A 13,216-nucleotide genomic window follows, 5' to 3' on the forward strand; every position below is an offset into this window, starting at 1 on the left:
GTGCACGGGCGGGGCGGGCGCGGAACCGAGGGGGTCAGCCCTTCAGCGCGCCGGAGGACAGGCCGCTCACGAAGGAGCGCTGGAAGAACAGGAAGACGATCACGGAGGGCAGCAGGGCCAGCAGCGAGGCCGCCATGACGACTCCGGGTGTGACGGCGGGATCGATCCGCAGGGTCCGCAGCGCGAGCGGGAGCGTGTACGAGGAGGAGTCGGTGGAGACCAGCAGCGGCAGCAGGTACTGGTCCCAGATCATGGTGAAGCCGAACACCCCGATGACGCCCAGCGCGGGCTTGCACATCGGCAGGATGATCTGGGCGAAGATCCGCAGGTCGCCGGCGCCGTCGATGCGCGCGGCCTCCTCCAGCTCGCGCGGCACGTCCTTCATGAACTCGGTCATCACCAGGATGGAGAAGCCCCAGGCGCCCAGGGGCACGATCATGCCGGCCAGCGTGCCGACGAGGTTGAAGTGGACGACCGGCAGGTCGGAGAGGATCAGGGACAGGGGCAGCGCGAGGATCTCCTCGGGCAGCATCAGGGTCGCCAGGATGGCGACGAGGACCAGCGCCATGCCGGGGAACTTCTTGCGGGCCAGCGCGTACCCGGCCAGGACGGAGACCGCGACCTGGAGCAGCAGCCCGAAGCCGACCACGAGGAACGAGTTCAGCAGGTAGGCCAGCACCCCCTGGTCGAAGGCGATCTTGAAGTTGTCGAGGGTGAGGCCCGAGGGGACGACGCTCAGCTGCGTCGGGTCCTTGACGTGGCCGAAGGCGCTGACGAGCAGGGCGAGCAACGGCCCGGCGAAGACGATCAGTACCAGGAGATAGACGACGGCCTTGAGGATCCGTCCGCCGGCGCTGCGGCTCTCGGTGAGGCCCAGCGCGGTCTCGGTGTGCGCACTCACTTGCTCTCCCTGCGCCGCAGCAGTTGGACGACGACGGTGAGGATCAGCGTCGCGACGAACAGCAGGACGGCGCCCGCCGCTCCGACGCCGAGCCGGTTCTGCTCGAGTCCGAGCTTGTAGATGAGAGTCATGACGACCTCGGTGGAGCCGTCGGGGCCACCGTTGGTGAGCAGGAACACCTCGGTGAACACCCGCAGTCCGCGGATCGCGGCGAGGATGAACAGGATCGAGAACACCGACCGCAGACCGGGCACCGTCACGTGCCACACCCGCTGCCACCGGGACGCGCCGTCGACCTTCGCGGCCTCGTACAGACCGCGGTCCACACTCGTCAGTCCGGCGAGGATGATCATCATGTCGTAGGGGGCGCCCCGCCAGATCCCGGTCAGCATGATCGAGGCCATCGAGGTGTCCGGGTCGTTGATGAACCCCGAAGGACCCCAACCCACCAGTCCGAGCAGGGAGTTCAGCATGCCGTCGCCGGTCGGGTGGTACATGATGCGCCACAGCTCGGCGACGACCGCGATCGGCACCACGACCGGGAGGAACGCCGCGGAGCGCACGAATCCGAGCCGGCGGCTCTGCCCCTCCATCAGCAGGGCGAGGACGAGGCCCAGCGCCATCGACCCGGCCGTCTGCCCGGCGGCCAGGACGACGGTGTGCCAGGCGGCCTCGCGGAATCCGGCGGACTCCAGCACCGTGGCGTAGTTCTCGGTGCCGACCCACCTGTTCCCCAGGTACGGCTGGACGTCCTGGAAGGACATGGTCAGCGCATTGGCCATGGGGATGAACTTGAAGTACAGGAAGAGGATCAGCGCCGGGGCCAGGAACAGCCAGGGTGTCCACCACCGGCCGGACCTGCGGTCGCGCCCCCGGCGGCCGACCGCGTCGCGCCCGCGGCCCGGCTTGCGCGCACCGCGCGCACCCGGCACACCGGGCCCGGCGGCCGAGGCGGCCGCCGGTTCGGCCTGGTCGAGACTCATGACGCGGAGATCCCCTGCTCCTCGAGGATGCCGCCGAGCTGCTTGTCGAGCTCACGGAGCTTGGTCTCGGTGCTGAGACCGCAGTCGGCCATGAGGGCGTTCAGGGTGTCGGCCGTCGCCTGGCGCACCGGGGTCCAGTTCGGGATCGACGGCGCGTACCGGCCGGAGTCCTGGTACGCCTGCGCGTACGTCTTCCAGCGGGGGTCGGGGCGTACCTGGGAGATGTCCACGGACTGGTTGACGGGAAGCTGCACGGTGTAGGCGGTGTCGCCCTCCATGCCCGTCTTCTGCCCCTCGGCCGAGACGGCGAAGGAGGCGAACGCGTCCTGCCCGGCCCGGTTGTCGGAGCCCGCCATCAGGTAGACGGAGCCGCCCTCGGCCAGGACGGTGGAGTCCTTCGGGCCCTTGGGCATCGGCACGACCTCGTACTTGTCCTTGCCGAGCGTCTCGTCGAAGCGGGGCAGCAGGTAGGGGCCGACGACGAACATGCCGGTCTTCCCGGACTCGAACGTCTCGTTCGTCGGCGGGGTGTCCATGGTCACGGCGCCGGGCTGGACGGCCTTGTCCTTGCAGCCCAGGTCGCGGAACCACTGGACCGCCTCGACGGAGGCCTTGCTGGTCATCGCCGGCTTGTACGTGCCCTTGCCCGTCTCGGTGATGAAGTCACCGCCCGCGGCCCACAGGAAGTTGGAGAAGTACCAGGAGGCGTAGCCGCGCTTGGTGGACAGCGGGGCGGCGAGGCCGGCCGTGTCCTTCTTCCCGTCGCCGTCGGGGTCCTGAGTGGTGAAGGCCTTGGCCATGGCGGCGAAGTCGTCCCAGGTCTCGGGGACATCGAGCTTCAGCTTCTGCCGCCAGTCCTTGCGGATGAGCAGGGCGGAGGCCTGCGCCGAGTACGGCAGCCCGTACTGCTTGCCGTCCACGCTCTTGCCGGAGTCCAGGCCCTGGGCGGTGATCTGCTTGCTGTCCTCGACCTTGTCGAGGTCGATCTCCCGCAGCAGCCCCTGACTGTGCATGGCCCCGAGCTGCGTCACGTCGTTCATGACGATGTCCGGCAACTTCTTCTGGGCCGCCCGCTGCTGCAGCTTGGTCTCGAAGTCGTCGAAGATGGCCGTGACCTTGACCTTGTACCCCGTGGCCTTCTGGAAGGCGGCGGCGAGCTTGACCGCGCCCTCCTCGCCCGGCCCGCCCGGCGTCGTCCTGGTCCAGAGCTCCAGGGTCGCCTTCTTGTTCTGCTTGGCGTCCACTCCCGCAGGCCCGGACGAACAGCTGGTGAGCACCAGCGCCGAGGCGAGAACACCGGCACCGACCCATCGCGATCTCTGCATGACAACTCCCGTTTCGCCGCATCACAGTTGGCCTGGAAAGCGCTTGCTGGGAACGTAGCGGGGCCGGAAACAGCGGTCAATACTCCGATGAATCTCAAAGTGCTTTACGTGGCCGGCGCGTCCCCCGTGAGCTCGTTCGGAGGGTGGATGCCCGGCTGTGCGGGCATGCGAAAGGCACCCTCCGCTCCGTGAAATGCCTGCTCTGGGCGTCATTTGAGACGTCAGAGGAGTTGATGACTTGAGTGCGGGAGGAGTGGTGATGTGGGGGCCGCCTCCATCAGATGGAGTGCGGCAGGATGTCCGGGATTCTCGCTAGGACCCTCCAGTCATCGGATGTATGGTGCTTGGCGGCCGTAAGGCATCCGCATCAAACAAGCCACACCACGGCGCATCGTCTGATCGCACGTTTTCGCACACACCCGAACCCGGGGGAGCGGCGGCTGTCCCGCCGCCCGCCCGCCTTCCGGATCTGCCCGAGGAGACCCGCCCGGCATGAACGCACCGGCCACCGCCCCCACCGCCCTGCTGGTCATGGAGAAGGAACGCCGGGCGGACGTCTATCCGCCCGAGGTGCTGGCCGGGATCGACCGGCTCGTCAACTGGCAGGCGCCGCCTTGCAGGAGAGAGGAACTCGCCGAGGCCCCCGAGCTCCTGAAGGACGTCGACCTCCTGTTCACCGGCTGGGGCGCGCCCGTCCTGGACGCCGCCCTGCTCGAGCAGGCGCCCAGACTGCGGGCCGTGTTCGTGGCGGCGGGATCCGTACGACACCTGACCACCCCCGAATTCTGGGCGCGCGGCATCCCGATCGTGTCCGCCGCCGCGGCCAACGCCGTCCCGGTGGCGGAGTTCACCCTCGCCCAGGTCCTGCTGGGCCTGAAGCAGGCCCACCGCATCGCCCGGGACGTCGCGAGCGACCGCCGCTTCCCGCGCCACCCGGAGGTCCCGGGCGCGTACCGGGCGCGGGTCGGCCTGTGGGGACTCGGCCACATCGGCCGTCTCGTCGCCGGGCACCTCGCCCGCTTCGACCTCGAGGTCGTCGCCAACGACCCCGCGGCCTCGCCGGAGACCGCCCGGCAGGCCGGCGTCCGACTGGTCGACCTCGACGAACTCTTCTCCACCTGCCAGGTCGTCAGCCTCCACGCACCCCTGCTGCCCGCGACGCAGGGCGCCATCGGGGCCGGGCTGCTGAACTCCTTGAGGCCGGGCGCGACCCTGATCAACACCGCCCGCGGCGCACTCGTCGACGAACCGGCCGCCGTACGGGTCCTGCGGGCCAGGCCCGATCTCACCGCCGTCCTCGACGTCACGCATCCCGAGCCCCCGGCCCCGGACTCGCCCCTGTTCACGCTGCCCAACGTCGTCCTGACCCCGCACATCGCGGGCGCCCTCGGCGCCGAACGCCACCGCCTCGGGGAGCTCGTGCTCGACGAACTCCGCCGCTTCACCCTCGGCGAACCGCTCCGGCACGCCATCGACCCGGCCCGCGCCGCGGCGCTCGCCTGAGGTCCCCCCAGGCACGTCGGCCGCCGGACGCCTGTGCGCGTTCGGCGGCCGACGCGCGGCATCACCGGGGCCGGGCGGACGCCGCTCGATCGGGCCTGTCCCCATGGCGCACCTCAGGTTTCCGGTCCGGCCCGAGTCGGTGGACTCCTTGCGACCCTCACCTTGCCGTGAGCCGTCGCCGTGCCGTCGCCTCTCCGCTATCGCCCGGTCGCCGTTTGACTTTCGACCCTCCTGACCTGCTGGTTCGCCCCTCACGTCGGCGTCCGGGTCAGCCTCGGCGGACCGTGTTCATGCTCGGAGAGGAGGCGTCCCGGGCGACCCGTGCCGGCTCGCCCGTGCCGTCGGCCGGGACGGACCAGACGTCCGAGGAGCCGCGCGCCCGCCCGGGCAGGGCGTAGGCCACGGTTCTGTCGTCCAGCCACGCGGCCTGGTCGTCGACGCTGCGGGTCTCCGCCAGCGGGGTGTCGCGCAGTGTCTTGAGATCGAGCACATGCAGCCGCCAGGGATCCGAGCTCCCTTTCCGCACCCGCTTCTTGTACGCGATGCGGGTGCCGTCGGGCGACAGCGACGGACACTCGACGTTCTCCCGCAGGGCACGCGCCGTCCAGGCCTTGAGGTCGCCCTCGACCAGGTACGTCCTGCCGCGCGTCGACACCGTGGCGTAGAAGCGGTTGTCGTCCCGGGCGAACGTGATACCCCAGTAGTTCACGTCGGACGCGGCGTAGCGCTTGCCGTCGAGAGTGAGCTGCAGGGTCTCCACGTTCTTGATCAGGTAGCCGGTCCGTGTGTCGAGGATCCCGCTGCGGGTGGAGAAGGAGCTGCCGGAGTACGAGTCGCCGCTGACGAACACCGTCCAGGAGACCATGCGCCCGGACGGCGAGACCCGGGCCCGGTTGGGCGTCCCGCCGAACGTGACGGTGCGCCGCGGACGCAGCGACCGGTCCAGGACGATCGCCTGGGTACGGGGCGGGATCCCCGGCTTGGTGGTGAGGCACACGGCGCCGGTGCCGCTCGCGTAGAACCGGCGGCAGGACAGAGCCGTCTCCCGCGGTCCCTTTTTGCCGAGCGCCGCGACCTTCCCGTCGGCCGTACGGACGTACAGGCCAGGGGAGTTGTCGAGCGTGACGTGCGAGGAACCGGCGGCGGGCCCGTCACGGTCGGCGGCCCGGACCGTGTAGACGACGGCGAGCGCGGCCAGGACGACAGCGGCCAGGGAGACGGCGCCCACCCGGGCGCGCAGGGAGAGTGTGGGGGTCATCCGGACTCCGTCGGGTGCGCGGGCAACAGGAAACGGGAGAGGAAGAGGGCGGCCGTCAGCCCGGCCGCGGCGAGCGCCAGCGCGGCCTGCATGCTCCAGAGCGTCCACGCGGCGCCGAACAGCACCGACGCCAGCAGCCGCCCGACCGCCTGCCCCGACTGCAGCAGCGCCAGTCCCGCCGCGCGCTGCTCCTCGGGCACGACCGGGCCGCCCAGGGCCATGAGGACTCCGTCGGTGGCCGCGTAGTAGGTGCCGAGCAGCACCAGCACGAAGACCGTCAGCGGCCATCCCGGTACGGGGGAGAAGAGGACCAGGTAGACGCCGAGCAGCCCCAAGTGGCCGCACAGATAGGGGATCCGGCGGCCGACCCGGTCCGCCGCCCGGCCGATCGGCACGGCGAGCAGCAGGTAGACGGCGGCGCTGCCCAGCGGCAGCAGCGGGAAGTAGACCGTGTCCAGGTCGAGGCGCTTCTGCAGGACGAGATAGAGGAAGCCGTCACCGACCGACACCAGACCGAGCACGGACGCGGTGACCAGCACGCGGCGGAACGCGGGCACGGCGGGCAGCCGGAGGGCCGCACGCAGGGTGGACGGCCGGGACGCGGCGAGCGCGGGCGACGGCCGCTCCGGTACGAACGCGTACAGGAGCACCACACCGAACAGGCCGAAGCAGAAGCTGACGAGGAACACGGCGTCGTACGCGTCCACCGCCAGCCACAGCAGCGCGAAGGCCGCCAGCGGGCCGAGCAGCGCACCGGTCGTGTCCATCGCGCGGTGCACGCCGAAGGCGCGGCCGAGGTCCCGTTCGGCACAGGAGAGCGAGATCATCGCGTCGCGCGGCGCCGTCCGTACGCCCTTGCCCACCCGGTCGGCGGCGAGCGTCGCCGACAGCGCCGCGGTGGAGCCGCCGGCGAACAGCAGCCCCAGCTTGCACAGCGCGGACAGGGCGTAGCCGGAGCCGGCGACGAGCCGGTGGCGCTGACGGCGGTCGGCGAGATGCCCGCCGGCCAGGCGGACGACGGCGGAGACGCCGTTGTACAGCCCGTCCAGAAAGCCGAACTGCAGTGGATTGAGCCCCAGTTGGAGGACGAAGTAGAGAGGAAGAACCGCGGTGACCATCTCCGAGGAGATGTCGGTCACCAGACTGACCGCGCCGAGCGCGAGGACCGTGGAGGCGACACGGACACGGCGCGCAGGGCGTTCGGGGGCGGCGGGAGCGGTCGAGGACGGTCCGCTCCGGCCGGCGGCGAGATACATGTGAACTCCCGGGAGGCGCCCCGGGCGCGCCCGCGTTCACGGACGCGCCCGGGGCACTGGTGGCGGCCGGTCAGTGACAGGAGTAGGTGGGACTGGTGTCGAGCACCGTCCCGTCCGTGCCGACGAACTGGGACCGGAAACCGGTGTCGGTGAAGTCGAGCTTCAGGACCCCGAACTTGTCCCAGATGCGCTTCGCGCTGTTGGGCTGGACCGTGTCGCCCGCGCCGTACAGATCCTTGCCGCCCGCGCCGCCGATGATCTCGACGATGCCGTTCGGGTCGGCCTTCGCGTCCCGGGTCTGCGGGGCGAACCGCTCGTAGTGGTGGTCGTGCCCGTTGAGCACCAGCTCGGCGCCGGAGGACTCGAGGAGCTCCCACACCGGCCGGCTCACCGGTACGTTCCCGTGGTCGCCGGAGCTGAACAGCGGCTCGTGCCAGTACGCGGCCACGCACTTCTTGCCGTTCGCGGCCAGATCGGCCTTGAGCCAGTCCATCTGCTCCCGCTCGTCGAAGCGGTTGGAGTTGAGCGCGACGAAGTGCCAGTTCCCGCGATCGTACGAGTACCACATCTTGCCCTGCGGGGTGGCGCGGGAGCCGAAGTACTCGCGGTAGGCCTTCTCGTCCCGGTTCTCGTAGTCGTCGTAGGACTCGTGGTTGCCCGGCACCGGGTACGTGTTCGCCTTGAAGCGGCCCCAGGACTTGTCGTAGTAGTTCTTGAAGTCCGCGAGGTGGGCGTCGTCGTACTGGTTGTCGCCCAGCGTGAGGTAGAAGGCCGGGTCGATGGCCTCGGCCCGGTCGGCGGTCTTGAAGTGCTGGCAGCCCGCCGCGTCCTCGTTACACCGGTCGGCGATGTCACCCGCGCCGACGACGGTGAACGCACCGCTGGGCGGGTCGGTCGGCGGATCGGTCGGGCCGGGGCCCGAGCCGGTCGTCCCGTAGACCTCCACCTCGAACAGCGAGTAGCCGTACGCGGTGCCGCGTGCCGTCCCGTACACCCGCAGGTAGCGGCCCTTGCCGGTCAGGCCGGTCCAGTCGTCGGTGCCCCCGTTGCCGTTCGCCTCGACGGCGAGCGGGTTCCAGGACGTGCCGTCCGCGGATATCTCGACCCGGTAGCCCTTGGCGTACGCGGCCTCCCACAGCAGCTTCACGCGGGAGACGGTGGAGTTCTCGCCGAGGTCGACACGGAGCCACTGCGGGTCCGCGCCTTCCTTGCTGGCCCATCTGGTGGCGGGGTCTCCGTCGACCGCGCGGCCGGCGGTGAGCGCCGAGTCCTCGTCGGAGGACGAGCTCGCGGGCCTGCCCTTGGAGATCAACTGGTCGGCCCCGCCGCCGGGTTCGGTGGGAGAGGCGGTGGGAGTGGCGGTCGGGGACGTGCCCGGCTCGGGATCCCGCGCGATCTCGAACGGCTCTCCGTAGACGTGCCAGGCCAGGGGCGTGCTCAGACGCAGATTCCCGTCGTCGAGGAACACCCGCTGGGCCGTGTCCACCCGGCTCGTGTCCTCGTGCGCGGCCTCCTTCTTCATCTCCGTCACGCGGGCGTCGAGGAACGCGTTCAGGTACGCCGTCTCGTCACCGCCCTCGGCCGGAGTGTCCGCCTCGGCGCGCGCCGCGTCCCGGATGGAGTCGAAGCCCTCCTGACCGTGCATCACGATCGCGTCGTAGTAGGCGAACTGGCCCAGCTCCTGCAGGTGGTCGCCCTTGGCCCGGGACACGGCCGGGTCGAAGTAGACGCGGTCGCGTTCGTGCTCCTGCGCCGCCTGGAACTGCGAGGTCTGCGCGGCCTCCTTCCACGCGTCGGTGAAGCCGGGGTCGAGGCCCTCGTGCGAGTCGGAGCCGTCGACCTCGCGCAGGGCCGGCAGGTACTCGGCGAGCGGATTCTCGGGCACCTGGTCGGTGTAGTACTCGACGAGGTCGAGCATGTCGTGGGTGCCGGAGCAGAACCCGACGATCCCGGCGGTGTACCCGCGGCCGTCGTCGATGTCCTCGATGTAGTCGAACTGGTCCTTCCAGTCCAGCGACGAATTCTCGGCGCTGGAGACCAGCCGCATGGCGATCTCCTTCTTCACCGGGTCGTCGAGCCCGGTGGGCGCCGCCGCCTGACTGGTGTTCAGCAGAATCACCGCGGGGACGGCGGCGAGCACCATGGCGAGGGCGATCCTGAAGCCGGTCTTGCGCCGGCGTCGGTGAACGGGGGTGCGATGCCGCGATCCGAACGGCATCGAACGCCGTCGCGGAGTGGGGAGTGGCATGTGCTTCTCCGGTTTCTCGTCTGGCCGGGTGCTGCTCGCGCGAACGGCGTGACGCCGGCCGGCACGCGGGCCCGGCAGGGGAGTTCGGGGCTGCATGAAGGTGCCGCTGACTGATAGGAACCTTTCCTTTCTATTGGCAGAATCACCCGCTCCGCAAGACGCGTGCACGAGCTGGTGCGACGGGAGGGGCGGATCGATGCGGATCAGTGCGGATAGAACGGGGCGTCCCGGGCGCAGTCGCCGTCGTTACCGGAGGGAGCCGTCCGCCCGGCGGTCGTGCCAGGCCGGAGCGAGCGCGGTGAGCATCAGCGCGGCGGTGAACGCGAAGGCCCAGGGGTATCCCGTCCACCCCGCCAGCACTCCGAAGCCGACGGCCCCGACGCCCATGCCGGCGTCGTAGGCGAAGTTCCACAGGGCGCTGACGGTGCCGTAACCGGACGCGGGGACCCGCGCGTACATCAGCGTCAGCGTGGCGTTCTGGGTGACTCCGAAACCGACGCCGAACACGGCCACCCCGACGACGACGGCGACCGGACTGTGCGTCAGCGCGATGAGGAGCGTTCCGGCCGCCGCGACGATCAGGCCGGGCAGCACCAGAGAGGCCGGTCCGTGCCGGTCGCCGCGCCGGCCCGCGCCCCAACGGGCCGCGGTCGATGCCGCGGACTGGACGAACAGGGCCGCCGCGACGAGGCCGGTGGAAGCCGACGGGACCGCGAGGGGCAGGAAGGTGACGATGATTCCGGCGGCGAGCGCGGTGGCCGCGAAGACGATCGCGGGCCGCAGGAGGGCAGTCGTCCGAAGGCCGGCCCGCACGCCGATCGACGGTCCCGAGTCCGGCTCGCGGTCCGGAAGTCCCGGCACCGTGACCAGGGCGGCCAACGCCGCCATCCCGCCGGCGACGCAGACCGGTCCGTACCCCACGTGTGCCACCAGCCACACCCCCAACGGCAGGGCCACCAGCGACGGAACCCCCGACACGATGCCGACCAGGGCCAGCCCCTCACCGCGGCGTTCCGGCGGGATCAGCGACGCCGTCAGGGCGCCGCCCGCGACGACCGTGCAGGCGAAGCCCAGACCGCGCACGACACACACGGCCGTGATCCACAGCGCGCTCCCGGACACGGTCAGCACGAGCGCGGGCGCACCGAGGAGGACCAGCCCCGCCGCCAGCGTCAGGCGGTAGCCGAAGCGGGCGACGAACCAGGGAGTGGCCAGCTCGCCTCCGACCGTGGCCAGCATCAGCGCGCCCGTGGCGAGTCCGGCCGCGCTGCCGCCACCCCCGCCGGACGCCTCCGCGTAGAGGGGGACGACCGACAACAGCAGGAAGAAGCCCGTCGAGGCGCCGACGATCGAGACGAAGCGCAGCAGCAGGGGCCGCGTCACCAGCGGTGGTCGCGAACCGGCGCTCTTGGACGGTGAGTTGACGTTTCTGGTCACACGACGAACCTAAGGACTGATCGGATCACCGGTAAGATCCGATTTCATGCCGCTGGAGTGGTCCGGTCTCTCTCCCGATCTGCTGCTGGTCGTCGACCGGGACAGCGGCGAGCCCTTGCGGTCCCAGCTGGAACGCCAGGTGCGCGACGCGATCCGGACCGGTCGGCTTCAGGTGGGTGAACGGCTGCCGTCCTCACGCGAACTCGCCCGGCTCCTCGGACTCTCACGCGGCCTGGTGCAGGAGTGCTACGCCCAACTCCAGGCCGAGGGATACCTCGTGACCCGCGTCGGCTCCGCCACCCGCGTGGCAGCCGGCGCGGTCGTCCCGTCGGCGCCCACGCCGTCGCCGCAGGCGCCGCCACGCCTGCTGGCCGACTTCAGATGGGGCGTCCCCGACCTGAGCGGCTTCCCGCTCGCCGACTGGCTGTCGGCGACGCGCGAGGCGGCACGCACCATGCCGACGGCGGCGCTCGACTACGGCGACCCGCGCGGCAGCGCGGTGCTACGCGAGGTCGTCGCCGGGTATCTGCGCCGGGTGCGCGCCGCGGCGGCCGATCCGGAACGGATCGTGATCTGCTCCGGGTACGCGCAGGGCCTCGGCCTCACCCTGCGCGCCCTGGCCGGGGCAGGGGTCCGCACCGTGGCGTACGAGGACCCCGGCTCACCGGCCACGGTCTCCGCCTCGGCCGCAGCGGCGGGCCTGTCGGCCGTCCCGGTGCCGGTCGACGAGCGCGGCATCGACGTGGCGGCACTCGCCGCGACCGAGGCCCGCGCCGTCGTCGTGACCCCCGCGCACCAGTGGCCCACCGGCGTCGTCCTGGCACCCGCGCGCCGCCTCGCCCTGATCGAGTGGGCCAGGAGCCGGGACGCCGTCGTCATCGAGGACGACTACGACGCCGAATTCAGGTACGACCGCGAGCCGGTGGGCGCGCTGCAGGGACTCGCCGCCGACCGCGTGATCGCCCTGGGCACCGTCAGCAAGTCCCTCGCGCCCGCGCTGCGCATCGGATGGATGCTCTGCCCGCCCGCGCTCACCGACGCGATCGTCGAGCACAAGCAGATCAACGACCGAGGGTCGCCCACACTCGACCAGTTGGCGCTCGCGAGGATGATCGAGTCCGGCCGCTTCGACCGGCACCTGCGCCGGATGCGGGCCACCTACGCGGCACGGCGCACCGCACTGGTCTCAGCCCTCGCCGAACACGCCCCCGAGGTCAGGGTTTCCGGCCTGGCGGCAGGCTTCCACGCGGTGGCACACCTGCCCGGACCGGTCGACGAGCAGGACCTCGTCGCCGCCGCCCGCTCCCGGTCGGTGGGCCTCTACGGAATGAGCCCCTGCCGTTCCTCGCACGCGACCGCGCCGGCGCAACTGGTCCTGGGCTTCGGCGACGTCGGCGAACGGGCCGTCGCGGCAGGGATCGCGGCGATCGGAGACCTCCTCAGGAACCGGTGATCCCCGGGCGCAGGGCGATCGTCCAGGTGTGGATCGTGAAACGTGCGGGGTCGCCGGCGAGGGGTTCGCCGATCGTGACGGTCACCCGGTCCCCAGTGCGTCGCAGGGACCGCATGGCGTGCGCGCCGGAGGGGGCGGCAACGTGGTCGAGTGCGACGAGCGTACGACCGTGCAGGCCGCGGTCGACGGACTGGAGGCGGGCGCCGTCCAGGACCAGGATCGTGCCGTCGCGCAGGACGAGCGGCTCGGGCGGCTGCGGGTCGGACAGGGGCGGTCCGGGCACGATCTCGCCGCCAGGCAGCAGGCGCACCACACGGCCCTTGGTGGGGAGGTTCCGGTCGGCCTCCACGACCCGCACGCCGGTGCCGACGACGTAATGGCCGTACGCGCGCCAGGTGTCGGTGCGGTCGCCGTCCCGGTCGTACTCCCAGGTGTCGAAGAAGTCGTAGCCCTCCAGCCCGAGCAGGAACCTGCCGCCGCCGCGCGCGGCCCCGCGAGCGCCCCGCAGTTCGGCGACGAGACGGCCGTCGGCGAGATCGAGCAGCAGGGCCGGACCGAGCATGCCCCAGGCGGTGTACTCCAAGGAGTCCGTGGTCACCAGGACCCGGTCGCCGGAGAGATGGACGGCGTTGGGCCGGCCCGCGCAGCGGTGGGTCCAGCGTGCGTGTCCGCTGTCGTCGACGCAGGTCACCGAGCCGACCGCGGTCTCGATCCGCAGGCCGTCACGCCGCGCCGACACCTCCCGCGCCGAGAACCGCCACGGCCCCACCGACTGCCGCCGCTCCACGATCTCGGCCCGCCACCCGCCCGTCTTCCCCGCGCCCACCCCAGGTTCCGCCACGGCCGAGAGCG

General features: G+C 71.3%; 10 protein-coding genes and 1 pseudogene. 2 read left to right on the forward strand and 9 right to left on the reverse strand.

Features of this window, described 5'->3' with window-relative positions; translation table 11 throughout:
- Positions 1–34: 34 nt before the first annotated feature.
- The 3 genes from ACIBTU_RS02030 to ACIBTU_RS02040 are packed head-to-tail and all read right to left on the reverse strand — an operon-like array spanning position 35 to position 3,209.
- The gene (locus tag ACIBTU_RS02030) at positions 35–901 is read right to left on the reverse strand and encodes a carbohydrate ABC transporter permease (RefSeq protein WP_399123939.1); all 867 of its coding nucleotides are present in this window, start codon (positions 899–901) and stop codon (positions 35–37) included.
- Positions 898–1,884, reverse strand: coding sequence for a carbohydrate ABC transporter permease (locus tag ACIBTU_RS02035; protein WP_399123940.1), 987 nt, complete (start codon positions 1,882–1,884; stop codon positions 898–900). Before ACIBTU_RS02035 ends, ACIBTU_RS02030 begins: the two co-directional genes overlap by 4 nt.
- A complete protein-coding gene (locus tag ACIBTU_RS02040; RefSeq protein WP_399123941.1) occupies positions 1,881–3,209 on the reverse strand; it encodes an extracellular solute-binding protein in 1,329 nt (442 codons plus the stop codon). Before ACIBTU_RS02040 ends, ACIBTU_RS02035 begins: the two co-directional genes overlap by 4 nt.
- A gap of 492 nt (positions 3,210–3,701) precedes the next feature.
- Between ACIBTU_RS02040 and ACIBTU_RS02045 the strand changes: the two genes are divergently transcribed.
- On the forward strand, positions 3,702–4,712 hold the full coding sequence (locus tag ACIBTU_RS02045) for a hydroxyacid dehydrogenase (RefSeq protein WP_399123942.1): 1,011 nt from the start codon (positions 3,702–3,704) through the stop codon (positions 4,710–4,712).
- A gap of 268 nt (positions 4,713–4,980) precedes the next feature.
- Here the strand turns inward: ACIBTU_RS02045 and ACIBTU_RS02050 are convergent, their stop codons facing one another.
- The 5 genes and pseudogenes from ACIBTU_RS02050 to ACIBTU_RS02070 all read right to left on the reverse strand — a co-directional run bounded on the left by ACIBTU_RS02050 (position 4,981) and on the right by ACIBTU_RS02070 (position 10,911).
- A complete protein-coding gene (locus ACIBTU_RS02050) occupies positions 4,981–5,970 on the reverse strand; it encodes a hypothetical protein (protein ID WP_399123943.1) in 990 nt (329 codons plus the stop codon).
- Positions 5,967–7,226: an MFS transporter gene (locus tag ACIBTU_RS02055; RefSeq protein ID WP_399123944.1), complete on the reverse strand. Its 1,260-nt coding sequence runs from the start codon at positions 7,224–7,226 to the stop codon at positions 5,967–5,969. Before ACIBTU_RS02055 ends, ACIBTU_RS02050 begins: the two co-directional genes overlap by 4 nt.
- Before the next feature lie 70 nt (positions 7,227–7,296).
- Positions 7,297–8,538: a discoidin domain-containing protein gene (locus ACIBTU_RS02060; RefSeq protein ID WP_399124216.1), complete on the reverse strand. Its 1,242-nt coding sequence runs from the start codon at positions 8,536–8,538 to the stop codon at positions 7,297–7,299.
- An 81-nt stretch (positions 8,539–8,619) separates the two neighbouring features.
- Positions 8,620–9,369: pseudogene (locus tag ACIBTU_RS02065) on the reverse strand (chitosanase); the annotation flags it as partial.
- Between the two features lie 351 nt (positions 9,370–9,720).
- The gene (locus tag ACIBTU_RS02070) at positions 9,721–10,911 is read right to left on the reverse strand and encodes an MFS transporter (protein WP_399123945.1); all 1,191 of its coding nucleotides are present in this window, start codon (positions 10,909–10,911) and stop codon (positions 9,721–9,723) included.
- Between the two features lie 46 nt (positions 10,912–10,957).
- Here ACIBTU_RS02070 and ACIBTU_RS02075 point away from each other — a divergent pair, with 46 nt between their 5' ends.
- Positions 10,958–12,364 carry a PLP-dependent aminotransferase family protein gene (locus ACIBTU_RS02075; RefSeq protein ID WP_399123946.1) on the forward strand — a complete coding sequence of 469 codons (1,407 nt, stop codon included), beginning with the start codon at positions 10,958–10,960 and terminating at the stop codon, positions 12,362–12,364.
- On the opposite strand, the gene ACIBTU_RS02080 is transcribed toward ACIBTU_RS02075, so the two are convergent.
- Entirely contained in the window at positions 12,351–13,205 is an 855-nt protein-coding gene (locus ACIBTU_RS02080) for a hypothetical protein (protein WP_399123947.1), read from the reverse strand. The two genes, ACIBTU_RS02075 and ACIBTU_RS02080, sit on opposite strands and share 14 nt — an antisense overlap.
- Positions 13,206–13,216 lie beyond the last annotated feature (11 nt).

It is taken from the genome of Streptomyces sp. NPDC050145 (assembly GCF_044460245.1).
Lineage (GTDB): Bacteria > Actinomycetota > Actinomycetes > Streptomycetales > Streptomycetaceae > Streptomyces.

What these genes read in the sequence shown, in the direction of transcription:
- ACIBTU_RS02035 (WP_399123940.1), bottom strand. Translation starts at nt 1,884, where the DNA reads ATGAGTCTCGACCAGGCCGAACCGGCGGCCGCCTCGGCCGCCGGGCCC.
- ACIBTU_RS02040 (WP_399123941.1), bottom strand. Translation starts at nt 3,209, where the DNA reads ATGCAGAGATCGCGATGGGTCGGTGCCGGTGTTCTCGCCTCGGCGCTG.
- ACIBTU_RS02045 (WP_399123942.1), top strand. Translation starts at nt 3,702, where the DNA reads ATGAACGCACCGGCCACCGCCCCCACCGCCCTGCTGGTCATGGAGAAG.
- ACIBTU_RS02050 (WP_399123943.1), bottom strand. Translation starts at nt 5,970, where the DNA reads ATGACCCCCACACTCTCCCTGCGCGCCCGGGTGGGCGCCGTCTCCCTG.
- ACIBTU_RS02055 (WP_399123944.1), bottom strand. Translation starts at nt 7,226, where the DNA reads ATGTATCTCGCCGCCGGCCGGAGCGGACCGTCCTCGACCGCTCCCGCC.
- ACIBTU_RS02075 (WP_399123946.1), top strand. Translation starts at nt 10,958, where the DNA reads ATGCCGCTGGAGTGGTCCGGTCTCTCTCCCGATCTGCTGCTGGTCGTC.